The organism is Gottfriedia sp. OAE603, assembly GCF_040543965.1.
Taxonomy (GTDB): Bacteria; Bacillota; Bacilli; order Bacillales; family Bacillaceae_G; genus Gottfriedia; species Gottfriedia solisilvae.
The window spans coordinates 919,184-943,293 of sequence record NZ_JBEUNN010000001.1 but is presented as its reverse complement, the minus strand read 5'-3'; the positions used below and the strand labels follow the sequence as shown (position 1 = coordinate 943,293).

Annotated in this window: 26 protein-coding genes and 1 pseudogene; 6 read left to right on the top strand and 21 right to left on the bottom strand. The window is 32.8% G+C overall.

Annotated elements, in window-relative coordinates; all coding sequences use genetic code 11:
* Positions 1 to 143: 143 nt before the first annotated feature.
* On the top strand, positions 144 to 767 hold the full coding sequence (locus tag ABID96_RS04730; protein ID WP_192601048.1) for a LysE family translocator: 624 nt from the start codon (positions 144 to 146) through the stop codon (positions 765 to 767).
* Between the two features lie 440 nt (positions 768 to 1,207).
* On the opposite strand, the gene ABID96_RS04725 is transcribed toward ABID96_RS04730, so the two are convergent.
* The 6 genes from ABID96_RS04725 to ABID96_RS04700 all read right to left on the bottom strand — a co-directional run bounded on the left by ABID96_RS04725 (position 1,208) and on the right by ABID96_RS04700 (position 7,598).
* Positions 1,208 to 2,215, bottom strand: a complete 1,008-nt coding sequence (locus ABID96_RS04725; RefSeq protein ID WP_192601047.1) for a PTS sugar transporter subunit IIC — start codon at positions 2,213 to 2,215, stop codon at positions 1,208 to 1,210.
* Between the two features lie 153 nt (positions 2,216 to 2,368).
* A complete protein-coding gene (argH, locus tag ABID96_RS04720; RefSeq protein WP_192601046.1) occupies positions 2,369 to 3,748 on the bottom strand; it encodes an argininosuccinate lyase in 1,380 nt (459 codons plus the stop codon).
* A 19-nt stretch (positions 3,749 to 3,767) separates the two neighbouring features.
* A complete protein-coding gene (locus ABID96_RS04715; protein WP_192601045.1) occupies positions 3,768 to 4,982 on the bottom strand; it encodes an argininosuccinate synthase in 1,215 nt (404 codons plus the stop codon).
* Between the two features lie 24 nt (positions 4,983 to 5,006).
* Positions 5,007 to 6,047 (bottom strand): ornithine carbamoyltransferase, encoded by a 1,041-nt coding sequence (gene argF, locus ABID96_RS04710; RefSeq protein ID WP_192601044.1) that lies wholly within the window; start codon positions 6,045 to 6,047, stop codon positions 5,007 to 5,009.
* Between the two features lie 255 nt (positions 6,048 to 6,302).
* Positions 6,303 to 6,749, bottom strand: a complete 447-nt coding sequence (locus ABID96_RS04705) for a Dps family protein (RefSeq protein ID WP_235821457.1) — start codon at positions 6,747 to 6,749, stop codon at positions 6,303 to 6,305.
* A gap of 75 nt (positions 6,750 to 6,824) precedes the next feature.
* Positions 6,825 to 7,598 (bottom strand): nucleotidyltransferase domain-containing protein, encoded by a 774-nt coding sequence (locus ABID96_RS04700; RefSeq protein ID WP_192601043.1) that lies wholly within the window; start codon positions 7,596 to 7,598, stop codon positions 6,825 to 6,827.
* Positions 7,599 to 7,683: 85 nt separating this feature from the next.
* Here ABID96_RS04700 and ABID96_RS04695 point away from each other — a divergent pair, with 85 nt between their 5' ends.
* Entirely contained in the window at positions 7,684 to 7,968 is a 285-nt protein-coding gene (locus ABID96_RS04695; RefSeq protein ID WP_192601042.1) for a YciI family protein, read from the top strand.
* A gap of 78 nt (positions 7,969 to 8,046) precedes the next feature.
* On the opposite strand, the gene ABID96_RS04690 is transcribed toward ABID96_RS04695, so the two are convergent.
* The 5 genes and pseudogenes from ABID96_RS04690 to ABID96_RS04670 all read right to left on the bottom strand — a co-directional run bounded on the left by ABID96_RS04690 (position 8,047) and on the right by ABID96_RS04670 (position 12,038).
* Positions 8,047 to 8,997, bottom strand: a complete 951-nt coding sequence (locus ABID96_RS04690) for an aminoglycoside phosphotransferase family protein (RefSeq protein WP_192601041.1) — start codon at positions 8,995 to 8,997, stop codon at positions 8,047 to 8,049.
* Positions 8,998 to 9,019: 22 nt separating this feature from the next.
* Positions 9,020 to 10,288: an MFS transporter gene (locus ABID96_RS04685; RefSeq protein WP_192601040.1), complete on the bottom strand. Its 1,269-nt coding sequence runs from the start codon at positions 10,286 to 10,288 to the stop codon at positions 9,020 to 9,022.
* A 14-nt stretch (positions 10,289 to 10,302) separates the two neighbouring features.
* Positions 10,303 to 10,974: pseudogene (locus ABID96_RS04680) on the bottom strand (HAD hydrolase-like protein).
* A gap of 69 nt (positions 10,975 to 11,043) precedes the next feature.
* Positions 11,044 to 11,595, bottom strand: coding sequence for a GNAT family N-acetyltransferase (locus ABID96_RS04675; protein WP_192601039.1), 552 nt, complete (start codon positions 11,593 to 11,595; stop codon positions 11,044 to 11,046).
* Between the two features lie 32 nt (positions 11,596 to 11,627).
* Positions 11,628 to 12,038 (bottom strand): GNAT family N-acetyltransferase, encoded by a 411-nt coding sequence (locus tag ABID96_RS04670; RefSeq protein WP_192601038.1) that lies wholly within the window; start codon positions 12,036 to 12,038, stop codon positions 11,628 to 11,630.
* A gap of 346 nt (positions 12,039 to 12,384) precedes the next feature.
* Between ABID96_RS04670 and ABID96_RS04665 the strand changes: the two genes are divergently transcribed.
* On the top strand, positions 12,385 to 12,996 hold the full coding sequence (locus ABID96_RS04665) for a DedA family protein (RefSeq protein ID WP_192601037.1): 612 nt from the start codon (positions 12,385 to 12,387) through the stop codon (positions 12,994 to 12,996).
* 49 nt (positions 12,997 to 13,045) lie between these two features.
* Here the strand turns inward: ABID96_RS04665 and ABID96_RS04660 are convergent, their stop codons facing one another.
* The 7 genes from ABID96_RS04660 to ABID96_RS04630 form a co-directional block, all read right to left on the bottom strand.
* Positions 13,046 to 15,187: a heavy metal translocating P-type ATPase gene (locus tag ABID96_RS04660; protein ID WP_483300558.1), complete on the bottom strand. Its 2,142-nt coding sequence runs from the start codon at positions 15,185 to 15,187 to the stop codon at positions 13,046 to 13,048.
* Between the two features lie 26 nt (positions 15,188 to 15,213).
* The gene (locus ABID96_RS04655) at positions 15,214 to 15,597 is read right to left on the bottom strand and encodes an ArsR/SmtB family transcription factor (RefSeq protein WP_192601035.1); all 384 of its coding nucleotides are present in this window, start codon (positions 15,595 to 15,597) and stop codon (positions 15,214 to 15,216) included.
* Between the two features lie 544 nt (positions 15,598 to 16,141).
* Positions 16,142 to 16,657 (bottom strand): PCYCGC motif-containing (lipo)protein, encoded by a 516-nt coding sequence (locus tag ABID96_RS04650; RefSeq protein ID WP_192601034.1) that lies wholly within the window; start codon positions 16,655 to 16,657, stop codon positions 16,142 to 16,144.
* A gap of 99 nt (positions 16,658 to 16,756) precedes the next feature.
* Positions 16,757 to 17,497: a hypothetical protein gene (locus tag ABID96_RS04645; protein WP_192601033.1), complete on the bottom strand. Its 741-nt coding sequence runs from the start codon at positions 17,495 to 17,497 to the stop codon at positions 16,757 to 16,759.
* Positions 17,484 to 18,242 (bottom strand): hypothetical protein, encoded by a 759-nt coding sequence (locus ABID96_RS04640; protein WP_192601032.1) that lies wholly within the window; start codon positions 18,240 to 18,242, stop codon positions 17,484 to 17,486. Before ABID96_RS04640 ends, ABID96_RS04645 begins: the two co-directional genes overlap by 14 nt.
* 28 nt (positions 18,243 to 18,270) lie before the next feature.
* Positions 18,271 to 18,783, bottom strand: coding sequence for a GNAT family N-acetyltransferase (locus tag ABID96_RS04635; protein ID WP_192601031.1), 513 nt, complete (start codon positions 18,781 to 18,783; stop codon positions 18,271 to 18,273).
* A gap of 47 nt (positions 18,784 to 18,830) precedes the next feature.
* The gene (locus ABID96_RS04630; protein WP_192601030.1) at positions 18,831 to 19,538 is read right to left on the bottom strand and encodes a DNA alkylation repair protein; all 708 of its coding nucleotides are present in this window, start codon (positions 19,536 to 19,538) and stop codon (positions 18,831 to 18,833) included.
* A 98-nt stretch (positions 19,539 to 19,636) separates the two neighbouring features.
* On the opposite strand from ABID96_RS04630, the gene ABID96_RS04625 reads away from it, so the two are divergent.
* A complete protein-coding gene (locus ABID96_RS04625) occupies positions 19,637 to 20,413 on the top strand; it encodes a carbonic anhydrase (protein ID WP_192601029.1) in 777 nt (258 codons plus the stop codon).
* A 40-nt stretch (positions 20,414 to 20,453) separates the two neighbouring features.
* Here ABID96_RS04625 and ABID96_RS04620 read toward each other — a convergent pair whose 3' ends face one another.
* The gene (locus ABID96_RS04620; protein ID WP_087999856.1) at positions 20,454 to 21,017 is read right to left on the bottom strand and encodes a beta-class carbonic anhydrase; all 564 of its coding nucleotides are present in this window, start codon (positions 21,015 to 21,017) and stop codon (positions 20,454 to 20,456) included.
* A 232-nt stretch (positions 21,018 to 21,249) separates the two neighbouring features.
* Here ABID96_RS04620 and ABID96_RS04615 point away from each other — a divergent pair, with 232 nt between their 5' ends.
* The gene (locus ABID96_RS04615; protein WP_192601028.1) at positions 21,250 to 22,074 is read left to right on the top strand and encodes an aldo/keto reductase; all 825 of its coding nucleotides are present in this window, start codon (positions 21,250 to 21,252) and stop codon (positions 22,072 to 22,074) included.
* A gap of 132 nt (positions 22,075 to 22,206) precedes the next feature.
* On the opposite strand, the gene ABID96_RS04610 is transcribed toward ABID96_RS04615, so the two are convergent.
* Positions 22,207 to 22,848 carry an alanyl-tRNA editing protein gene (locus ABID96_RS04610; protein ID WP_192601027.1) on the bottom strand — a complete coding sequence of 214 codons (642 nt, stop codon included), beginning with the start codon at positions 22,846 to 22,848 and terminating at the stop codon, positions 22,207 to 22,209.
* Between the two features lie 134 nt (positions 22,849 to 22,982).
* On the opposite strand from ABID96_RS04610, the gene ABID96_RS04605 reads away from it, so the two are divergent.
* Complete coding sequence (locus ABID96_RS04605) at positions 22,983 to 23,516, top strand: DUF4269 domain-containing protein (protein ID WP_192601026.1); 534 nt, start codon at positions 22,983 to 22,985, stop codon at positions 23,514 to 23,516.
* Positions 23,517 to 23,638: 122 nt separating this feature from the next.
* Here ABID96_RS04605 and ABID96_RS04600 read toward each other — a convergent pair whose 3' ends face one another.
* Positions 23,639 to 24,100, bottom strand: coding sequence for a hypothetical protein (locus ABID96_RS04600; protein WP_192601025.1), 462 nt, complete (start codon positions 24,098 to 24,100; stop codon positions 23,639 to 23,641).
* Positions 24,101 to 24,110 lie beyond the last annotated feature (10 nt).

Here is a 24,110-nt window from a genome sequence, read left to right as displayed (position 1 = left end):
ACAACAGATAACATAAGATAATAAAAGATTTCTCTAATAATCTACTCAAGTTGCTTGCTTGTATAATTATGATCATTGAAGGAAGTTAAAGAATGAAGTAGAATAAAAAAATCTATCAATCTATTTCTTAAGGAGGTTTCATATTGGATTTAACTATTTATCTATCTTTTATTGGCGTATCTTTATTACTCATCATTGCACCAGGACCTGACAATATATTCGTAATGGCACAAAGTATTTCATATGGAAAAAAAGAAGGTATAGCCACAGCATTCGGACTCTGTTCTGGCGTAACAATTCATACATTGGCCGCTTCAATTGGACTTTCTGCTATTTTATATCAATCCAATATCGCCTTTTCCATCTTAAAATACTTAGGTGCATTTTATTTACTATACTTAGCATACCAAGCATTTCGATCAAGTAATGAAGTTGGTGAATTTGCAAAACCTAAAAAACAAACTTTACCAGCACTTTACCGTCGTGGATTTTTAATGAATGTATTAAACCCAAAAGTTTCATTATTCTTCCTAGCATTCTTACCACAATTCATTGAAAAAAATGGGATATCAGTCCCACTACAAATGATCGTCCTAGGATTAACATTTATGATCCTGACACTAATCGTCTTCTCAATCATTGCAATATTCGCAGGAAGCCTAGGCGAAAAACTACTACAAAACGAAAAATCATCCCGCATCATCAACCTATCCCAAGGAGCCATCTTCACAGGAATAGGACTAAAACTGTTTTTTATGGATAAATAGCCAGAAATGTGGAGGCGACTGTTCAGCTCCGACAAGCATAAGACGAGGACCGGTAAAGGTTGCTCTTTAACCTTTATTGGGCCTTGGCTTATGACCTCGAGGAGCTAGGAGCCGGAACTAGACATACTGAAATGTGGAGGCGACTGTTCAGCTCCGACAAGCATAAGACGAAGAACGATGAAGGTTGCTTTTTAACCTTCGTTGGGCTTCGGCTTATGACCTCGAGGAGCTAGGAGCCGGAACTAGACATACTGAAATGTGGAGGCGACTGTTCAGCTCCGACAAGCATAAGACGAGGACCGGTAAAGGTTGCTCTTTAACCTTTATTGGGCCTTGGCTTATGACCTCGAGGAGCTAGGAGCCGGAACTAGACATACTGAAATGTGGAGGCGACTGTTCAGCTCCGACAAAAAAAGAGTATCCTTAGATACTCTTTTTTGCTAATTAATTTTCAATTCTCCATCTTTTATCATATTCATTTGTTTTAACAGGATATATACGATATAAGATACGATACCTGGAACTAAAATGTATGTAACAATCATTGGTATGATACTTGCCGTCCCGTGGGTTGATAGTAAATTCATTGGTGCTACTAATGCGCATAATCCTAGACCTGCAATTTCTTTTGGCGCTTCAATATGAAATAGAAATGCAGATACTGGTCCCGCAACAGCACTTGCTACCATTGTTGGTATGAGTATTTTAAGATTTCGTGTTACATTAGGCAGTTGTAGCTTAGGCGTTATGATCAATAAACCGAGAATACTTCCAGGTTCATTTTCCCTTGCTGAGATCACAGCTAACCCTACAAACTGTGCTGCCGTTCCTGCTAAGGCTGCTCCTCCTGCAATGCCATCTAAATTTAGCGCAATGGCTAATGCAGCTGAAGAAGCAGGAGATACGATTAAAATCCCCCAAACAACTGCTAGTACGATTGATGAAACAATTGGAGATCCTTCAGTTGATTCTTTAATAAAATTCCCTGCAGTGACTAATATTGGAGAAATCCATTTGGATAAGGATAAACCAATTAAACCTGCTATAAGAATTGAAAATAATGGAACTATCATCAAATCTAATTTCGTTCTTCCTTGTATTAACTTCCCAAGATAAATTGCAACTAATGCAGCAAGTAAAGCACCTATTGGTTCACCCATTTTAATGGTCATTGCTGTATCAACCATTGTTAATGCGCCTGATCCTATTAACGCTGCAGCCATAGCTGAAAAGATGATTAAAGTATTTGCCCCTAATAGAACTGCAATACCTGCCCCAATTGCTGGAGCCATTAAAAGCTTTGTTGATAAACCGATAATAGCAAACGATTCAATATGAAAAATTTTACCAATACTTTCAATTAATGAACCAATCCCAATCATCACAAAGACTGCATGGGCAATACCTTCGGAAGCCTTAAAAATGCTATTTCTCACTTGTCCACTCATAATATACCTACCTTTTATTAGAAACTATTTATAGTATTTGCATATTTTATCGAAAATTATGAATGAAGGAAAAAGAAATCATAATTTTCGATGAATCCATATAAAAAACGCCCAAAAATTGGACGTTCCAAGAATTTTTAATTATAACAAACATTAAGACATTTTTAAACTTTCTTCAGCTATAAATAGTTGGTTTAATACCTCTTTAGAAGAAGTACCACCTTCGCTAATTCTTGCTTCCATAACTGTTTTTGGATGTAAAGCATCATAAATATCTGACTCAAATACATTGTTAATTTGTTTGTATTCTTGGATTGTTAATTCCCCAAGAAATTTCTGTTCTTCTATTGCATAAAGCACTGTTTTTCCTACAATTTCATGAGCTTGTCGAAATGGAATATTTTTTCGTACTAAGTAATCTGCAAGATCAGTTGCATTAGAGTAATCCTTTTGTACAGCCTCATACATCTTGCTTTCATTTACTTTCATTGATTCAATAATGCCCGATAGTAGTTGTAAAGATCCTTCAACTGTATAAACTGTATCAAACATACCTTCTTTATCTTCCTGCATATCTTTGTTATAGGCTAACGGTAACGCTTTTAAGACTGTTAATAAGCCCATCAAGCTTCCATATACTCGCCCTGTCTTTCCACGTAATAATTCGGGAACATCAGGATTTTTCTTTTGAGGCATGATACTAGAACCGGTACAAAATGCATCGTCAAGCTCAACAAATTGGAATTCTTGACTAGACCAAATAACTAGTTCCTCTGATAACCTAGAAATATGTGACATTAATAGAGCTGAATGCGAAAGGAACTCTACAATGAAATCACGATCACTAACAGCATCTAAACTGTTTAAATAAATATCAGAGAACCCTAGTAAATCAGCAGTTCGCTTACGATTAATTGGAAATGTTGTACCGGCTAAAGCTCCCGCTCCTAAAGGTGATATATTGATGCGTTTTAAACTATCTTTATAACGCCCCTTATCTCGTTCAAGCATCCAAAAATATGCTAGAAGATGATGTGCAAATGATACTGGTTGAGCACGTTGAAGATGAGTATATCCAGGCATAATTGTATGCACATGCTGTTTAGCCTTTTTTACAATGAAAGATTGCACGTTTTCGATTAATCCGATAATCAACTCAGTTTTATTTCGTAAGTATAAATGCATATCTGTCGCAACTTGATCATTTCGACTACGACCAGTATGCAATTTCCCTCCAACAGGTCCGATTTCATCAATTAACATACTCTCAATATTCATGTGTATATCTTCATTCTCAACACTAAATTGTACGTCGTTATTTTCAATTTTAACTAATAATTTATTTAATCCTTTAATAATTAACTCAGCATCGCTCTCATCAATAATTCCACATTCACCAAGCATCGTAGCGTGTGCAATACTTCCTGCGATATCTTCACTTGCCATGACTTGATCAAATTGAATTGAAGCTGTAAATTCTTCAACTAACTTATTTGTATCCTTTGTAAAACGCCCACTCCAAAGCTTAGACATGATGGCCTCCCTAATACGATTATTTTACGAAAACTGCTTTTTGATTTGTTACTTCACTAAATACTTTTGTCGGTAAGCCCCAAAGCTTAATAAAACCGATTGCTGCTTGATGATCAAAAAGATCTCCTTTTGAATATGTTGCAAGTTCTTCATTATATAAACTGTAATCTGACTTTCTACCAACTACGTTATGATTTCCTTTATACAATTTAACGCGTACAGTACCACTAACAGTTTCTTGAGTTGTATTAATAAATGCATCTAATGCCTGCATTAAAGGTGAATACCATAAACCATCGTAAAGTGATTTTGAAAACTGTTGTTCAATATTAACTTTAAAATTTGTTACTTCACGAGGTAGTGTAAGAAACTCTAACTCTTTATGGGCATTAATTAAAATAAGAGCAGCTGGATTTTCATATACTTCACGAGATTTTATTCCTACTAATCTATTTTCGATATGATCGATTCTTCCAACCCCGTGCTTTCCACCTATATGATTTAACTCTTCAATTAAACTTACTAAATCTAATGAATGACCGTTTAACGCAACTGGCTTTCCTTTTTCAAATTCAATCTCTACATATTCGGGTGAATCTGGTGATTGCTCTATACTATTCGTCCATGCAAAAGCTTCCTCTGGTGCTTCATTCCATGGATTTTCAAGTACACCTGCCTCACATGCTCTTCCCCAAATATTTGCATCAATTGAAAAAGGATTGTCTAAATCTACTGGAATTGGCACGCCATTTTCATTTGCATATTCAATTTCTTCGTCTCGAGTCATTCCCCATTCTCTTACTGGTGCAACGACCTTTAATGTTGGGTCTAAAGCCATTACAGAAACTTCAAATCGCACTTGATCATTACCTTTACCAGTACATCCATGTGCTACTGCTACTGCCCCCTCTTGTTTTGCAACATCCACTAATAACTTGGCGATTAATGGTCTAGATAAGGCAGACGATAAAGGGTACTTTCCTTCATATAATGCATTGGCTTTTAATGCTGGTAACAGATAATCTGACGCAAACAGCTCTTTTGCATCAATCATATAGGATTTAATAGCACCTAAATCTAATGCTTTGTGTCGTACGAATTCTACATCTTTTCCTTCTCCTAAATCTAAACATAGGGCAATTACATCGTACTGATATTTATCCTGTAACCATTTAATACAAACTGATGTATCTAATCCACCTGAATATGCTAAAACTATTTTTTCTTTTTCCATTTTCTTTTCCCCCTCAAAATGTAATTACAAGTCAGAACCCATTAAAGCAACCAATATTGCCTTTTGAGCATGTAAACGATTTTCAGCTTCATCAAATACGACAGAATGCTTTCCATCAATTACTGAAGCAGTTACTTCTTCACCTCTATGGGCAGGAAGGCAATGCATAAATAAATAATCATTTTTTGCATTTTCCAAAAGTTGATCATTAACTTGATATGAACTAAAAATCTTCAGTCGCTTTTCTGTTTCTTCTTCTTGACCCATACTGGTCCAAACATCTGTGACAACAACATCTGCATCTTTTACGCCATCCACTGGATTATTCACTATCTCTATTAAACTTCCAGTCGTTTTTGCCACATGCTTCATAGACTGCAAAACCACTTTATTCGGCTCATATCCAGGCGGACATGAAATCGTCAAATGAATTCCTAATTTGGCAGAGCCTTCAATTAATGAATGACATACATTGTTATTTCCATCTCCGATATAACTAATCTTCAAGCCTTTTAATCTACCTTTATGTTCTAAAATTGTTAATAAATCAGCCATAATTTGTGCCGGATGATGTAAATCTGTTAACCCATTGATTACCGGAATAGAAGCATGCTCAGCAAATTCTGCGACCATCTCATGAGAATATGCTCTAATCATTACACCATCAACATAGCGCGACATAACTTTAGCAGTATCATGCACACTTTCTCCTCTACCAATCTGTAAATCTTTACTGCTCATAAATATTGCATCTCCGCCTAATTGCTTCATTGCAATTTCAAATGACAATCGTGTTCTAGTCGAACTTTTTTCAAAAATCATCCCTAACACTTTATTTTTTAAATAAGGCATTAATTTTCCAGACTTTTGCATATTTTTAAATTCTAATGCTTTCTCAATCAGGAATAATAATTCACTAGAAGAAAATTGACTGATCGTAAGAAAATCTTTGTCCTTAAAATTAGACCAATCTACTGGACTATAATTATTTTTTGATATACTCCACGAAGACTTTTGTTTAAAGCTATTCTTTTTAACATGAGTTTCTGCTAAAGCCTTATTCATCTAAACATCTCCCCTTATTGGAATCTAACCAGTTTTATATAATGTATAATTATACTTAACTATAAATAATTATACAATTTATTTTTTACCTATTTTTTCATTTTTTCAAAATGATTCTTTCGAATAAATTAAAAAAACCTTTTATAATAACGAATTAACACTATAATCACACGATTTAAAAGCATATTTTACAAATAAAAAAAGATGGGTTGGTAAACACTTTTTGTGTTCCAATCCATCTAAATTAATATTTATTCATTTATTAAGAAAAGACTTGAGCATCCACAGCATTTTTTCAATTTCAGCGATTTTACCTAAGAATAAGTCTGCTGTCTCTTCATCATTACTTTCTTCAGCTACAGAAATAACATCTCTAGATTCTTGTACTATTTTTTCATAATCTTTAATTAAATCTGCAACCATTTCTTCTGCTGAAAATGTATGATTACCTTCTTTGATTGTCGCTGTTTCTAAATATTCACGAATCGTAGCTATAGGCTTTGCACCAATCGTTAATATTCGTTCACCCAATTCGTCTACCATGACCTTTGCTTCGTCATAATACAATTCAAATTTTTCATGTAAAGTAAAAAAGTTTGGGCCTTTAACGTACCAATGATAATTATGTAGTTTCACGTAAAGTACATTCCAGTTTGCAAGTTGTTGATTTAATAGTCCTTCTAGATTTGCCAATCCATTCACACTCCAATGCATTTTGATTTTCAAATATTTGTTAAAATACAAAGAAATTTTCCCCAATATGGCAATAGAATATTCCTATTTGGCCCAAGACTGATCAAGTGTTTTTCGGAATAGCTTATTTAAATGTTCTATATCCATTGTATTTGATTCATTAATTCCCTTTACATAATCCTCGAAATATGTAAGCTTGTCTTCAATAAAATCATTTAATACTTTTTTTCTAGGTTCTAAATCTAGCTCTTCACCTTGTTTCTTACGCTCTAATAACGCCATTACTTCCTTTAAAAATAATTCATCCAACCCATCGATTTTTAATAAATCATCAAATAAAATCGGTGGAATTTCTTGAAATGTTTCAATCCACATACATGCTAGTAAAGGACGTAATACATAAAAGTATTTCTTAATTTTCACTTCTTCATGCTGCAAATAATCTCGGTAATTTCCTCTCGCCATATGAAGATAATGGTAAATACAAGCTTTCTTAGAAAGAATCTCATTTCCAATACTACGTAAATCCTCTGAAAGTGTGAGTTGATCATAATAAACAATTGGCGATCTAAGCCACTCTAGTAATGCAGGATTTGACTTTGCAAATAATTGTAATGCTTTCCGAACGTCCCAACCACTAATATCAAGCATCTCATTTATCGGATACTCAATAACATCACGCTTTTGATCAATACTTACATACCAATCCTTTTCATGTACATATACAAACCTAACATCAAAATCACTATCTTTCGAAAGAAATCCCCATGCCCTACTACCTGATTCAACAGCAAATAAAACCTTCACATTATGTTCAACTTCTATTTGTTTCAGTTTTTCTAATATTAATTTCTTCATCAGCTGGTCTCCTCCTAATATTCACAAAACTCAAATAATACATGCTATATTATTAGTAATATAACACGATTGGATGTGAGTTCACTTGGAAAACTATATTTATGTGTTAAAGCCAACCCGTTCAACCTTTTTACACGATTCAACCGAAGCAGAAAGAGGTATTGTTTCAGAGCATTTTTTATATCTCCAAAATTTAAACAATGAAAAAACAGTTTTATTAGCCGGTAGAACAGCACAAGCAGAATTTGGCATTGTCATTTTACATACAGAAAACAGAGAACAAGCTGAAGAAATCATGAATAACGACCCTGCAATTAAATTAAAAGTAATGACAGCAGAATTATATCCTTTTATGATCGCATTATCATAAAGAAAAAAAAGAGCCCTCATCTACTTGAAGGCTCTTTCATGTGCGTTTATTTATTTGAACAACTGATTCATTTTCTCGTTAAACTTCAAAATTAAAGATAATCTTTTCAAGCTCTTCAAAGCATTGTGCATTCTTTGCAGATTCAGATTTTTGTTGATAGTAGGAAATATTGCTAAAGCGATGAAGTAATAAATATGTCAGTAATTCCTTTTGAAATCCATCGTTTAACTCTTCAGGTTTATAACCGTAGCTTTCTAAAAACATTCGATTTAAGCCTTTGTTCGGATAAAACATAAAAGCGATTGGACCGAGTAAATCATATTTTGAATTACCTACAAAACAATCAGCAAAATCAATTAAACCAGTAAATTTCCACATACCATTTTCTTTATTCATGATTAAGTTAAACGGCGTATACTCACCTGTTAGTAAGAAAAGCTGATTTGAGCTCTTTAACGTTTCTAATTTGACATATTCAGACAGTTGATTTTGAAAATGTTCATTTAATTCATTCTGTTTATGATGTTTGGCTAAATTTTCATACTGCGCATTCATAAAATGATTCCAGGCTGTTTGTTCATTATGATCACTAGTAATAGTTGCGGAATGAACCTCTTTGATCAGTTCCCCTAAATCTTTAGCGATTTGTGCTTTTTCCTCAATAGATAAGATATCAAAAATATCAATTAATAAAGTACCTTTGAGTTCGGTCATGATGATGTAATTCCAACCCTCAAATTCTCCGGTTGAATGTATTTTTGGAATTTCTACAGAAAGTTGTTGCTGGTTTAAATGTTCTAGTACTGCCTTTTCTTTTATAAATTCATCATTCACATATGCAGGGAATAGTTTAATGACAAGCTTTCCGTCGACACTAAAAACAATATTTCCACCATATGTAAATCGTGTTAGATTGTTATATTCCAATTTTTCATTACTTACTATTTTTTTTATTTTACCTTCCCAATAACAATTCTTATCCTTCATGATACGATATTTCTCTTTTGTAATTTTATTTAAATAAGTCATTTGCTTCCCCTTTTAATAAACATTAAGCAGATAAATTTTGGTCTATAACAGTCTTTCTTTTGATGTTTAAAACAAATAATGTCGCAATGATACAGAAAATACCCGCAGCAAAAAAGATTGATTGATATGCATTAAACCATGAATAAACAAGGCCACCACCATATGCTGCCGCACCAGCACCTAATTGATGTGCCGAATAAATCCAACCATAGATGACACCAACTTTATCCTTCCCAAAATGATCTGTCGCTAATTTAATGGTAGGTGGTACTGTAGGAATCCAGTCAAGACCATAAAATATTGCAAAAGCTGCTAAATAGAAGACAGAATTTGTAGATAAAGCAAACGGTAAGACAAGTAAGGACAATCCTCTTAAACCATAGTACCAAAATAGTAACCATCGATTGTCGAGTCGATCTGAGAAGTAACCTGAAAGTGTTGTACCAATAATATTAAAAATCCCCATAAATGCTAATAAACTTGCCGCCGTAACTTCTTTATAACCATAGCCGATACAAAGTGAGATAAAATGTGTTCCAATTAGTCCACTCGTTGAAAATCCACAGATAAAAAAGCTACCAGCTAGTAACCAAAATACTTTAGATTTTACGCCAAGTTTTAAACCATCAAATGCTGCTTTAATTGGGTTAACACGATTTACGTTTAATTTGTTACTTTCTTTTGCACCAAACGGTAATACACCTACATCTGCAGGATCATTCTTCATAAAGATCCAAATACATAAATAGATGATTAAACCAAATACAAAAATTGTTAATATAGCACTTCTCCATGAAAAGTTTCCTACCACATATGCTAACAATGGTAAAAATACAAGTTGCCCAGCTGCTGAACTTGATGTTAAAAGTCCTAGAGCTAAACCACGTTTTTCTTCAAACCAAGTTGTTGCAACATATGTATTAAGTACAGTTAAAAATGCACCAGCACTCAAGCCAATGATTACACCCCATATGATATATAAATGCCAAATTTGGGTCATGAAAGTTGTTAACAATAAAGCTAATAATAATGTTCCCATTCCAATTAACAATACTTTTCGAACAGTAAATTTTTGAAATAGTCCTGCAACAAATGGACCTGAAAATCCTACAAGGGTAATACAGATAGCGAATGCACCAGATATTGATGCCCTACTCCAACCGAATTCTTCCTCGAAAGGAATCATCATCACACCTGACATGGTATTCGTTACTGCCGCTACAATTACAGATAAAAAAGTAACAATTAGAATGATCCACGCGTAATGAACTTTTTTTGTATTCAAAATCATTCCTCCTCTTCTTACTAAACCCTAGCAGTACTTTCTAGTCGCAAAATCGTTCTTAACTCTTCGACTGTACCAACAACGTAACTAGCTTTAACCTCTTCTAATTCTTCCTTTGATCCTTAGCCATACGTTACACCGATTGATTCTATCCCATTTAAATTTGCTCCAATAATGTCATGAGAGCGATCGCCCACCATTACAACTTCCCCATCTAAAAATTGCAAATACTCTTGATAAATCCATTCAATGATTTCTTTTTTATCGATTCTAGAACCATCAAGATTGCTTCCAACAATATCTATAAAATAATAATCTAATTGAAAAAACTTTAAAATTTCGTTCGCAAATACAGTTGGCTTAGAAGTCGCTACAAATAGCTTTTTTCCAGCTTCTTTTAATTCATGTAGCAACTTGGGGATTCCACTATAAACTTTATTTTCAATCATACCATTTTCCGTAAAATACTCGCGATAAAAATGCACTGCTCTATCTACTTCATCTTCATTCATCCCACATACTTCAGAAAATGAATGTTGTATAGGTGGCCCGATAAATGTTAAAAGCTCTAATTCTTGTATTTCCTGTTTCCCCATTTTTCGTAATGCATACTCTATTGAATTTATGATTCCTTCTTTTGGGTCTGTTAGTGTTCCATCTAAATCAAAAAGTATATATTCATAGTTTTTCATATCTTATTCCTCCTCTAGCTTAAAAAAGTCCAAAAAGAAACGCTAGCAATTAGAGCTAACGCATAACATTTATTTATTAGGTTTCCATTCATCTTTTAACATACTGTATATCGCTAAATCATAAGAGCATCCTCTTATTTGTTGAGCCTCACGAAGAATTCCTTCCTTTTTAAAACCAAGGCGTTGTGGGATTGCTCGACTCTTTTGATTTTCAACTGCTGCTCTAATGACAACGCGATTTAGATTTAACTCATCAAAACAATATGAAACTAAATACTCCACAACACGAGTCATAATCCCTTTACCTTGCATCGTATTGCTTAACCAATACCCTATTTCTGTCGCTTTATTTGTTTGATCAATATAATGTAATCCAACCATCCCAATTAATTCGTTTTGAAAAAAGATACCTGTTTCAAAACCGTTATTGTCAGCAAACTTCTGCAACCACATTGGTATAATTGTTTTTTGATATTCTTCTATCGATGGGATTGTTTCTGCCCATATCAACCATTCTTTTAATACAGATTGATTTTTTATAAGAGACTCTACAAGCGTTTCTGCATATTTTGGTGTTAATAAGTTGATAGAAAGATTTGCATCAATTTGAATCTTAAACATTCGCGTTCCCCCCAGATTCTATAAATAAAACTTTAAAAAGTCCTATACATTCCTACTGATTTTGGTGAAGTATAATTGAACCCAAATTTCTCATATAATTTATCAGCTGGTACATCAGCTATTAAGCTAACATAAGCACCTTTTGGGACCTGGTTTTCTAGAAAATTAGTTAGCTCAGTCATGATTCTTTTACCAAGTCCTTGACCTTGGTAGACGGGATCTACAGCTATATCTACGATTTGATAAAAACAGCCGCCATCTCCAATGATTCTTCCCATGCCGATTAATGTAGATTGATTTCTAATCGTCACAGCATAAATTGAATTTCTTAAGCCAATCTCGGAAGCTTTTATATCCTTTGGACTTAACCCAGCTAATACTCTCAAAGCTACATATTCCTCTGCACTTGGAACTTCATTCATTACTTCATAATTAACTGACATTTTAACCACCTATTCTCTATACTGATTTTACTTAATTCTCGATTACCTTGCATAATTCCTCTGGTGTTTTTAAACATATTTCGCATCAATATTTTTGCTTATGTAACTTAGTGTACTCAGCGCAAAGTAAGGAAGAAAGATAAAGGTTCAATTTCATTTCTCTTTTCTTCATTCATACCGTTTAATTCCTACAATACTTTTAAAATTGTTCTCTCAATCTATTTTACCAAAAGATAACCTCAAAAAACTTGCAAAGGATGCTAGTTACATAGTATATTTTGCACAATGTTATGATGACTTTATTTGCTCTATTTAACAATGTAAATTATTTCTAGGAGTATACATGATGCAAAATTGGATTATTGAAACAATGGAATCTTTTGGATATTTGGGGATTTTTCTTTTAATAGCACTTGAAAATTTATTTCCTCCAATACCTTCTGAGGTCATTCTAACCTTTGGTGGTTTTATGACAACAACTTCAACTCTAACGAAAACAGGGGTTATTTTCTTTTCAACATTAGGCTCTGTATTTGGTGCAATATTACTTTTTGGTATTGGCACATTACTTGATGTACAAAAACTCGAAAAAATTGTAGAAAAGTGGGGACATATTCTCCGATTAACAAAAAAAGATATTCATAAAGCTAATGAATGGTTTACAAAATATGGCGTATGGACTGTATTTTTCTGTAGACTGATTCCGCTCATTCGTAGTTTAATCTCAATTCCAGCGGGCATGTCACGTATGAATTTTTGGATCTTTTTACTGTTTACTACGCTTGGTTCACTAATATGGAACACAATTTTAGTAAATGTTGGAGCCTCAGTTGGCTCATCATGGGAAAAAATCGTATCTTATATGGATGTGTATTCAAATATCATCTATGCACTCTTAGCAGTAGGATTGGGTATATTGATATTTATCTTTATTAAGAAAAGAAGACGTTCTGCGTAACAAATAAAAAGAACAAATCTAACAATAGATGTTAGATTTGTTCTTTTTTTTATTTCATTCTTAATATTCTCATTGAATTTAAAACTGCTAATACTGTTACACCTACATCAGAAATAACAGCTTCCCACATTGTTGCGATTCCTATGACACCTAATAATAAGAAAAAGCCTTTTACTGCAAGTGCAAACATAATATTTTGCCAAACGATTGCTCTAGTTCGCTTTGCAATTTTTATTGCGTCCACAATTTTAGAGGGTTCATCTGACATTAACACAACATCTGCAGCCTCTATTGCTGCATCTGAGCCTAATCCACCCATTGCAATTCCAACATCGGCTCTTGCTAATACTGGTGCATCATTAATACCATCACCAACAAATGCAATTTTTTCATTTTTTGCTTTCTTACTTTCTAGCTTTTCTAGTTGTTCTACTTTTTGATGCGGAAGTAATTCAGCATACATTTCATCAATACCAACCAAATTGCCTACTTTATTTGCAACCGACTTAGAATCTCCAGTAAGCATAACTGTTTTTTGTACACCTATTTGTTTAAGTCCTGATATTGCTTTCTTCGCATCTACCTTCAGTTGATCCGAAATAATGATTGAACCGATAAACTGATTGTTTTTTGCAAGGTAAATTGTTGTTCCTGCCTCTTTATTTGGAATATATAAAATATGATTACGTTCCATCAACTTTACATTCCCAGCAAGTATTTCTTCAGTATGATAAGTAACCGATATACCATGACCCGCTATTTCTTGATAATTTGATAGTTTTTCAGCTACAATTTCTTTTCCATATGCATTTCGAATGGACAGTGCTATAGGATGATTAGAAAAGAACTCTGCATAGGCTGCTATTTCAAGTAATTCTTCCTTAGATTTTCCGTTCGCTGGTAAGATTGAACTAACTTGAAATTGCCCTTTTGTTAAAGTTCCAGTTTTATCAAATACAATATATTTCACATCATTTAATGCTTCTAAATAATTGCTTCCTTTTACTAATACACCTGCTTTTGAAGCTGCTCCGATTCCTCCGAAGAACCCTAACGGTATTGAAACAACTAACGCACATGGACATGAAATAACTAAAAAGATTAAAGCTTTATATACCCAATCATATAAAGATTCACCCGAGAAGATAAATGGTGGAATAACTGCGATCATTGCAGCTGTAATAACGACAATTGGTGTATAAACCTTTGCAAATTTTGTGATAAAGTTTTCAGTTGGTGCTTTTTTGTTTGTCGCATTTTGAACTAGCTCTAAAATTTTTGAAACAGTAGATTCCTTAAATTCTTTTGTCACTTCAATTTCTAAAACACCTTGCAAATTAATAAATCCACTTAATACTTCATCACCTTCAGCTACTTCTCTTGGTAGTGACTCACCCGTTAATGCTGAAGTATCGACATTCGTAGAGCCTGAACGAACAAGACCATCTAATGGAATTCTTTCCCCTGGTTTTACTACAATCGTATCTCCGATTTTTACTTCTTCTGGCGTTACTTTTCTTGTGTGGTGACCAATCTTTACATTTGCATAATCTGGTCGAATATCCATTAACTTTGAAATTGATTTACGTGATCGATTAACAGCTATACTTTGGAAAAGCTCACCTAATTGATAGAACAACATAACGGCAACTGCTTCTGGATATTCCCCAATAATAAAAGCACCAATAGTCGCAACACCCATTAAGAAATTCTCATCAAAAACCTGCCCCTTAAAAATATTTCGAATGGCTTTAATGACAACATCTACACCAGCAATTAAATAAGCAGCTACAAAAAGTACGATTGTGAATAGGTCAGGTAGGTTTAGTATTTGAGCAAGAAGTAGAAGTACCCCACCAACACAAAGCTTCATGATTAATTTTTTCGTTTCAGGATTCATCGTTGATTTTTCATTCTTAGTAGCTGTTGATTCCACTTCTTCTTTTGTTAATGGATTTATATGCGGTTCTAAATTTCGAATTTTATTTTTTGCTTCATTTACCACTTCTTCCTGGTGTTCCACACTTGAAGTAATTGTCATCGTTAATGTTGCAAAATTGACTGATACAGCATCTACACCATCGATAGTGGAAACGCCTTTCTCTATTTTCATTGCGCAATTTGCACAATCTAAACCTTCTAATTTTAATTCACTATTTATTTGTTTTTGCCCCTTACTCACTACCTTCAACCCCTCTCCAAAGCAAACACTTTTAATTAATCCTCTAAAATATGTTCAAGTGCTTGATTGAAAATCTCCGTTACATGGCTATCTGCTAAAGAATAATAAACTACTTTTCCTTCTTTACGATTTTTTACTAAATGTGCTTGTTTTAGTACTCGTAATTGATGTGAAATAGAAGATTGCGTCATGTCTAGTAAATAAGCTAAATCACAAACACACATTTCAGACTGACTAAGTGCATGTAAAATTCTTGTTCTAGTTTTATCACCTAAAACTTTAAATAAATCAGCCACACCAGTTAGTACTTCTATATTTAACATCTTCTCTTTTACAGTCAGAATCGTATCCTCATGCATAACAGTTTGCGGACAACTTTCATCACAAACCTCATCCTTCTTTTTCTTTTCCTCGATCATTTCTATTCCTCCTATGAATACATGAGCAATCATTCATATGTTTTCTATACATTTATTATATGAGCATCCGTTCATATATGTCAAAAAATTTTTTAGAAAATTTTAGAAAAAATAATTTGGAGGCTCAGCTCCTTCTCTATGGAAGCGAATTGGCTTTATTACAAACTAGTTTGAACGAAATGTGCTAGACTCCTGCTAGAATTATGGGCTTGCTGAGACCTTGCAGGAGTCAGCCTACATTTTCGAGGAGGTTAGTGCTTGTCACACGAAAGCGATTATCATGAAGAATAAACTGAGATAATTTAATTTATATTGAAATTATTTTCTTTTGCATCTGCTGCTTTTACTTCAAAGTAGTTGGAGTGGAAGGTGCGAGACTCCTATGGGAGTAGCGGGAAGGGTGAGACCCCGCAGGCTTGCCGAGGAGACTCAGCTCTCGCCCCATGGAAAGCGAGCATCCTGGATCGCAAACACACGAACACTTCTATTCCCAGAAAACAAAAAAGCGACCTTATGTTTTCACATAAAAGTCACTGTTTCTTTTTTAAGAAGGCATCGGCGTATCAGTTGGCTTCGCATAACCGTCTTTATATTTATCATCTATATACTTTCGAATTTCTAAATTCGTTTTACCTTTTTGTTTTAATGTTGCTGATTCTAATGCAATTTCCAAACAGTTAACACAAGTTGTCGCATGACTATCCCATACAACCGAACCATCAGCTTTTACCTCATTAATAAAACAATCTAAATTACTTTTATGTCCAACACTATCTCCACATCCACAGTAGCATGGAATATTTTTTAATAAATCAGTGTTTTGTGCGGCAAGCAAATAGATTTGTTGCATCTGCTGCTCTTTAACTGCTAAAAAACTAGGCAATGTTTCCTTATTCTTTGTTTGCTCACGAACATCACTCATTTGACTATGCTCTTCATGATTCTCATGACCATTATGACTTGTTTCATTATTAACTTCTGTTTTATGGCTACTGCAACCTGCTAAAAGAAGCGAAATAGATAAAGCTGAAAAAACATTTACAATTACTTTTCGATTCATTTCTTTCCTCCAATAATAATGATCTAAGTTGATTGTATTGTTTATTGGAAAGAAAGACAAATGCTTGATTAAAATTTTACATAATTAGTAATTACGGTCTCAATCAATGAAATCCTTATCGTCTGCATACATAATATATTCAAATAGATCATCCTCAACTATGTAGTCATTACCATCTACAGACTCTTTTGGAAATACTTCTTTTCCATCCTTATCATATGTTGTCATCGAAATAGATAAGGTGGAAGGATAACCATGTTCTTGTAAAAAGAATAAATTTTGTTTCGTTCCTGCTTCAGCTTCAAGTTTTTGGATTTTGCTCCATTTACTAGGATATTTTAAAAATCCGTAAGTTTTTTTATGAAGACTGATTCTCTTCTCCAGAAATATCTCGGGTACGTAATATACATTTTCATTAGACATCAAATAATTTCTTTCTCTGATAAGTCGAAACTTCATTTTATTCACTTGATCAACAGGATTATAATTCCAAAACATGACATATGAAGACGGATCGTTAGGCTTTATTTTCCATAAACGTGGTGTTCCAGCTTTATCTATGATATTCACAATCTTCCATTTATGATGTTGCCATTTCCAAAAACTAACCCCATAACCATTTTCTTTTGAAATATAAGGCACAAATACATGTTTTTGATCAATAAATATAATATCTTGAATCTCTTTAGCATGCTCACCTTCATATGTATTACTTATGATTTTCTTTAACCTTACTTCAGAATAAAATGCAGTTGGCTTCGAAAGATAAAACCAATAGATAACTATGAATGCAATTAAAAGTATTGATAAAGCAATAATTGTTTTTTTATTTTTTAACATGATTATTTCCTCCTTTAACAGGTGAAATAATGTTTGTATCACTTCTAAAGTAATAATGTTTATATTTTGTTGTGATGAATATACCTTTTCCATCCTTCTCAATATAAATAATGGTTTTTAAATTACTGCCGAACTTTGGTTTTGTACCAACCAAAATATATGGAAACCTTTCGATAGGTTTCATTTTTGTTTCTGATTGAAACGTTCTTGCAAACCATTTTTCATCCTTGAATAATTCATTAATTTTAAAAGTATCTACTGAATGAACTAATTTTGGGTTTTCCAATTCCACTGCACTAACTTTAGGAATTGTTCGTATAATCTGAGGTTGTCTTATATCAGATATAAAAGTTTTGAGTTCATCTTTCGGGTAAATGAGAAGATCTATTGGATAAATTAAGAAACTAGTAAAAATAAAAATAAACTTTATATAAAAACCTGCCCAAGCAAAACTCCGGTACTTTTCCCAGCCAATCTTTCCAAATCTTTTTTTACAAATCCAATATAATAACCATACACCGATTGGTAAGATTGGAATTTGAATAAATGAATGAAAGATATTTAAATTAATCGAAAAAAGAATACCACCTATAAAAGCAATCAAAATCACTTTCCATAATGTTATTTTTTCTTTTTTTCGTTTATATAGCGAATAGATAATAAGTCCAAATATTAAATAGTTTAATAGACTGACCACGATTGAAGGAACATGTTGGAAAAAATCATATTGATATTGTACGTTCATAGTTTTCTCCTATTCATTTGACCATAGTTTATCGATTACTTTTATCTTTCTGATATGTTCTGACGAAATCACCTATTTCCTCGTCAAACTCTTCATCGATTAATTCAAAACCGTTATTCTCTATTATTTTTACTGAAAAGTGATTTCTAGTTTCTACATTTGCGATCACTGTATCAATATTTCTTTCTTCAAAACAGTAGATTAATAGTCGTTTTGTTAACTCCGAACCATAACCACATCCCCAGTGTTCTTCTTGCAATCTATAACCAATTTCAATCTTTTTTTCTTCATTTTTAATCACGGCACATGTACCAATAAACTCTTTACTCTTAGTAAGACAAACAGCTAATACTAAGAAATCACTTTGATTTTCATCGTATGAAGTTACTATTTTATTTAATTCTTTTTCAGTTTCTTCCAAAGATTTCGGACGATTTGTTATATATTTCATTACATTTGGATTTGATTGTAGCTTATGTAATTGTTCTAAATCCTCCAACTTAAGCTTGCGTATACTTAGTCGTTCTGATTGTAAAATCATAAAAAACGCCCTCTTCGATTGATCTAACTATCATTTATTATATACTTTTAACATATACAAGTTTTCTTTTTAACGCCTAATTTCCCCTTTAATTCAACCTTTTCAATATAGTCTGTTGCTAATGGTACTTTACAAGCAGTATTTCCAACATCAACATGAACCTTCCCAATTTTCTTTCCAACTAACATAGCTTCTACATTTAAACTAGGAACGAAGCTACCTACTGCTATAACAAAGGCATTCATTGTATAGCGAACTCGATTTTTTGAATGATGGATATTTTTTTCAATATATTTTAACAGTTCTCTTACTTCACCTTTGTCAATATTCTCATCAGGCGCGATTGATAAATAATGAGAATATGTACTCCAACCACAATCTTCAATTAATTCTTCTTCTGATTTCATCCATTTTCGTGCAAGTTCTAAAGCATACGAGCTTTCTGCAGCCACGGCCCCAACAGTACTTTCAGCAATCATATACCAATAAGCACCTTCTGCCCATTTTTGTAGTTGATCTTTTGTCATTAGTTTTGGATTAATTGATAATCCTGCTAAATACATTGCATCAGAATTACCAGTATCATATAGAGATAGTGCAAGTTCTTGATCTTTTTTCACGTATTTTACTAATTTTTTTAAATCACCAATTTTCACACCATAGAATGGTTCTCTTGCACCATGCCTAACAAACGTATTTTTTGTTTGCTCTGTACCCATCTCTTTTAATGAATTCATTATCTCATCTAATTTCATGCAGTACCCTCCTGCCTATTTAATCATTATATGTTTGTCCCGTATCATCGTTGTCTAAAATGTATCGTATCATACATCTCTTTGAAAGGAAGTACGTAATGAAATATATCGCTGCGACTATGCTTATTTTTCTTTTCATTTTATCCTCATGCTCTATTCATTCTATGGAAACGATCTCCAAGAGAACTGAAATCGGTAATAACCAAGAATGGACTTATACAGGTTCAACTGGTCCTAATAACTGGGGAAATCTGAAAGAAGAATACGCCATGTGCTCAAAAGGCAAAGAGCAATCACCAATTAATATCGTATCAAAAACGCAAAAATCACTCCCCCTAGGAATAAACTATCATACTGGAAAATTTAAAATAGAAATTAAAAAAACGACAATTAAATTAACTCCAGAAGATAATTCAAATACGATAAATATTCAAGGAACAAATTACGAACTTAAGCAACTTCATTTCCATACACCATCAGAACATTTAATAAATGGGCATCAATCTGATATGGAAATTCATTTTGTTCATGAAGATCGAAGTCATTCTTTCGCAGTAATGGGCATTTTTGTAGACAAAGGTACACAAAATAAAGTGTTTCAAAAAATAGTGAACACTCTAAAAGCGGATAAAAGTTTAAAAGAAAATAGAACAATAACATTAAATATTCAATCATTCATTCCAGTTAATAGTAAAAAAATATCTTATAACGGCTCTTTAACTACGCCACCATGTACAGAAGGATTAAAATGGATTGTATTTGAAAAACCAATTCAATTTTCAAATCAACAAATTTCATTTTATCGAAAATATTTTTACCCAACTAACCGACCTGTCCAGCCCTTAAATAACCGTACATTGTTTGAATCATGGTAAAATAAAAAGAGTTAACCTATATAGGTTAACTCTTTTTATTTTACCATTCTGCTTTTTCATCTCTATGAATGACTTCTAATTTACCAGTATGAGGATCAATAACTAAACCATGAACTTCAATATTGTCTGGAATTAATGGATGGTTTTTGATGATAGAAACGCTATGTCCTACACTCTCATATACATCTGTAAAACCAGATAACCATTTATCTAAATCTATTCCAGATGAATTTAAAATATCTAAATTTTCCTCTTTAATACCTGATTCAATCATTCTTTTCTTTATTCTAGTTGGATCCGTATTACCCATACCGCACTCATGATGACCAATGACTAATACTTCTTTTGCACCCAGCTCATAAATTGATACTAAAATACTTCTCATAACAGATCCAAATGGATGACTGATTACAGCACCCGCCGTCTTAATCATTTTTACATCGCCATTTCTAAGATCAAGGGCCTTTGGTAATAATTCAACTAAGCGAGTATCCATGCAAGTTACAACAACAACTTCTTTATCTGGAAACTTACCAGATAAATATGGTTCATACTCCTTATTTTCTACAAATCTTTTGTTAAATTCTAGTATTTTATTTAACATTTGTTTCCCTCCAAATTAACTTAAGAGAATTTATTTATATTACTATTTTGAAGGAAAAGTGAAAAAGAAACAACTAATCCGCTTTGCTTCAATAGTATTATCCTATTATACAAATAAAATTTATACATTTAAAGCATTCAATAATTAATTTTCTTTAATCCAAAACCTTATTTTTTGAATTTTTAAAAATATAATGTACACTATATTTAGTCTTAATTAGGAGGGAATATGAATGAAAACTTCACAATTTATCACATTACATAATGGCGTAAAAATGCCTCAATTAGGTTTTGGTGTTTGGAGAGTTTCTCCTGAAGATGGTGTAGATGCAGTTCGAACAGCAATTGAAGTTGGCTATCGACATATCGATACAGCTGCAGTCTACAAAAATGAAGAGCAAGTAGGAGAGGCAATTCGTCAATCAGGTATTGCTAGAGAAGAACTATTTATTACAACGAAAGTTTGGAATGCCGATCAAGGTTTTGATACAACATTAAAAGCATATGAAGATAGCTTAAAAAAGCTAGGACTAGACTATGTAGATTTATATTTAGTTCATTGGCCGGTTAAGGATAAATATTTAGAAACGTATAAAGCACTTGAAAAACTATATGATGAGAAATTAGTACCAGCGATTGGTGTTTCAAATTTCCATATTCATCATTTAGAAGATATAGCAGCACATCGTAATATTAAGCCAATGGTAGACCAAGTTGAACTTCACCCTATGCTTCAACAAAATGAACTACGTGACTATTGTTTTAAAAACGGGATTGCTATTGAAGCTTGGAGTCCATTAATGCAAGGAGGCGAAGCACTAACGAATCCAATTATTAGTGAGCTAGCCGAAAAACACGGTAAAACACCTGCTCAAGTGGTTCTTCGTTGGCATTTACAACGTGACGTTATTGCAATACCTAAATCAATCACGCCTTCTCGTATTCAAGAAAACTTTGACGTTTTTAACTTTGAACTGTCATCTGATGATATGAATTCTATTGCATCACTTAACGCAAGTAAGCGTGTAGGACCAGACCCAGATAACTTTGATTTTTAAATTAAAAGTTGTTGGCACTATATAAATTTAAAAAAGCACTGCATTAAGCAGTGCTTTTTTCATTTTTGTAGCATTTAAATTGTCTTTTATTTATTTTCAGGATTTCTTTCATCATAAAGTCTTTTGTAATATTTATGCTAAATAAATCTCTATCCGTTCCTTGCCTCCCCCGATGTTATTTCTTTTCAGCCTGATTCTCCCTATTTCACCTGTTGATTTTATATGGGTTCCGCCACATGCAACCTTTCCAAACCCTTCTATTTCCCAGTATCTTCGTTGTTTTTCTTTGTCACTAAAGTCACTCTTAATTGGTTTATTTGCATCCATTAAACTATGCGCTTTTGTTTCTAATAATGAAAAAGTGTCGGTAATATTTCCATTCCAATAAAAATCAATTCTTGCTTTGTCACTTGTAATATTAGCTCCAATTTTTTCGGGCTGATCATAGTTTTGATACATTAATTCAAGTATAATTTCAGCTGCAAAATGAAGCTTCATAATCTTATATCTTTTTTCCCAATCAATTTCTACGATTACTTCTTGCCCTTCATATAAATTATGATTCTCGGGTAGTGTATATAAAATCTCTAGCCCTTCTTTTTTTGCGTCAATTAGTTCAAAGCCTCCAATTTTACCAGAATCTGATTGCTGACCTCCAGAAAATGCATAAATGATTGTTTGGTCTAACGTAATCGTTTGTCCTACAACGCTTGTAACAATTGCAGTAGTATATGATAAATAGGGATCTTCCCAAAATAGTTTTTTTACAGTCATTTGAATTCTCCTTTATCACTTTATTTAAAAGATCTTCTTTGTTTGACTATTCCATGTAACCTATCATATTTCCTTTATCAAACTAATAAACACAAGATATACTTAGTCAAGAACTTACTTATGAAGGAGAAAATATGTTTCTTTCAATTGATTATTTAATAAATGGAAACCCTAGGCAACAAAAGGCTTATCATACATTATCACGACTTAATATTATGGAAGATTTAAGAGAATTTAATCCCATACTTTGTGGAACAATACCGATTGGAATTGATATAAAGAATTCAGATTTAGATATTATTATAGAAGTACGAGATTTTCGGTATTACGAAAACATGATTAGAAATTTATATGGTCTAAAATATAACATTAAAATATCACATTCAATAATCAGAGATATTCCAGTCATAACAGTAAACTTCAATTTTGAAGAATTTGAAATTGAAATATTTGGTCAAGCAACACCAGTTCAAAAACAAAATGCATATATTCATATGGTCATTGAGCATTTGATTATGGAGCAGTTTCCAAATATAAGAAGCGAAGTAATTCATCTTAAAGAACAAGGATATAAAACAGAGCCTGCTTTTTGTAAAATCTTAAGCTTAGATGGTGATCCGTATGATTCTTTAATTGAGTATGGTGTAAAGATGTTTAATCTAAAATAAGAAGGCATAACTAAAAGAAGCACACCTACATTTTTCTCATAAATAACTACTCAGTAACTGTCTAATAGTATTCATTAAAAAAACTCTCTATCAATCATAATATTGATAGAGAGTTCTTTTAATTAAATAGAAGTCAATTCCGAGCTTTTCAGTAATTCAATTCGCACTTTTGATAAGCTATCTTTTTCATCAACATATGTAGTAAGTTTCCAGTTTGGAGCTAAAGTGTTTTTAACAGTTTCAACAGCTTCTTTTGAAAGAATGATACCTTCAATTGCAGTTCCTTTGTCATCATAATCCTTTTCTACTTCGATTCCATATTTAAGTCTTAATAAGGTCATTAATGAGCCTTTTGTTAAAAACTTGATGTGGTAGCCTTCATTAAGAATTCTTTGGAAATCATCTTCACTTTCATTAAATAGATTTACTAACGACTCCCAATCTGGCATACCTTTACCAAATTGGTTAAGAAAATCATAATTTTCTTCCTTTAGTTTGCTTATTAATAGGCTATCTTCCACACCTTCACTACGAAGTCTTTCGATCATAATTGCATAATTAATTGCGATTTTTATTTGGCTCATATAATCTTCT

Excerpts from the sequence above, each read along its gene's own strand:
- ABID96_RS04725 (WP_192601047.1), bottom strand. The coding sequence starts at position 2,215 with ATGAGTGGACAAGTGAGAAATAGCATTTTTAAGGCTTCCGAAGGTATT.
- argH (WP_192601046.1), bottom strand. The coding sequence starts at position 3,748 with ATGTCTAAGCTTTGGAGTGGGCGTTTTACAAAGGATACAAATAAGTTA.
- ABID96_RS04715 (WP_192601045.1), bottom strand. The coding sequence starts at position 4,982 with ATGGAAAAAGAAAAAATAGTTTTAGCATATTCAGGTGGATTAGATACA.
- argF (WP_192601044.1), bottom strand. The coding sequence starts at position 6,047 with ATGAATAAGGCTTTAGCAGAAACTCATGTTAAAAAGAATAGCTTTAAA.
- ABID96_RS04700 (WP_192601043.1), bottom strand. The coding sequence starts at position 7,598 with ATGAAGAAATTAATATTAGAAAAACTGAAACAAATAGAAGTTGAACAT.
- ABID96_RS04690 (WP_192601041.1), bottom strand. The coding sequence starts at position 8,997 with ATGACTTATTTAAATAAAATTACAAAAGAGAAATATCGTATCATGAAG.
- ABID96_RS04685 (WP_192601040.1), bottom strand. The coding sequence starts at position 10,288 with ATGATTTTGAATACAAAAAAAGTTCATTACGCGTGGATCATTCTAATT.
- ABID96_RS04675 (WP_192601039.1), bottom strand. The coding sequence starts at position 11,595 with ATGTTTAAGATTCAAATTGATGCAAATCTTTCTATCAACTTATTAACA.
- ABID96_RS04670 (WP_192601038.1), bottom strand. The coding sequence starts at position 12,038 with ATGTCAGTTAATTATGAAGTAATGAATGAAGTTCCAAGTGCAGAGGAA.
- ABID96_RS04665 (WP_192601037.1), top strand. The coding sequence starts at position 12,385 with ATGCAAAATTGGATTATTGAAACAATGGAATCTTTTGGATATTTGGGG.
- ABID96_RS04655 (WP_192601035.1), bottom strand. The coding sequence starts at position 15,597 with ATGATCGAGGAAAAGAAAAAGAAGGATGAGGTTTGTGATGAAAGTTGT.
- ABID96_RS04650 (WP_192601034.1), bottom strand. The coding sequence starts at position 16,657 with ATGAATCGAAAAGTAATTGTAAATGTTTTTTCAGCTTTATCTATTTCG.
- ABID96_RS04645 (WP_192601033.1), bottom strand. The coding sequence starts at position 17,497 with ATGTTAAAAAATAAAAAAACAATTATTGCTTTATCAATACTTTTAATT.
- ABID96_RS04640 (WP_192601032.1), bottom strand. The coding sequence starts at position 18,242 with ATGAACGTACAATATCAATATGATTTTTTCCAACATGTTCCTTCAATC.
- ABID96_RS04635 (WP_192601031.1), bottom strand. The coding sequence starts at position 18,783 with ATGATTTTACAATCAGAACGACTAAGTATACGCAAGCTTAAGTTGGAG.
- ABID96_RS04630 (WP_192601030.1), bottom strand. The coding sequence starts at position 19,538 with ATGAAATTAGATGAGATAATGAATTCATTAAAAGAGATGGGTACAGAG.
- ABID96_RS04625 (WP_192601029.1), top strand. The coding sequence starts at position 19,637 with ATGAAATATATCGCTGCGACTATGCTTATTTTTCTTTTCATTTTATCC.
- ABID96_RS04620 (WP_087999856.1), bottom strand. The coding sequence starts at position 21,017 with ATGTTAAATAAAATACTAGAATTTAACAAAAGATTTGTAGAAAATAAG.
- ABID96_RS04615 (WP_192601028.1), top strand. The coding sequence starts at position 21,250 with ATGAAAACTTCACAATTTATCACATTACATAATGGCGTAAAAATGCCT.
- ABID96_RS04610 (WP_192601027.1), bottom strand. The coding sequence starts at position 22,848 with ATGACTGTAAAAAAACTATTTTGGGAAGATCCCTATTTATCATATACT.
- ABID96_RS04605 (WP_192601026.1), top strand. The coding sequence starts at position 22,983 with ATGTTTCTTTCAATTGATTATTTAATAAATGGAAACCCTAGGCAACAA.
- ABID96_RS04600 (WP_192601025.1), bottom strand. The coding sequence starts at position 24,100 with ATGAGCCAAATAAAAATCGCAATTAATTATGCAATTATGATCGAAAGA.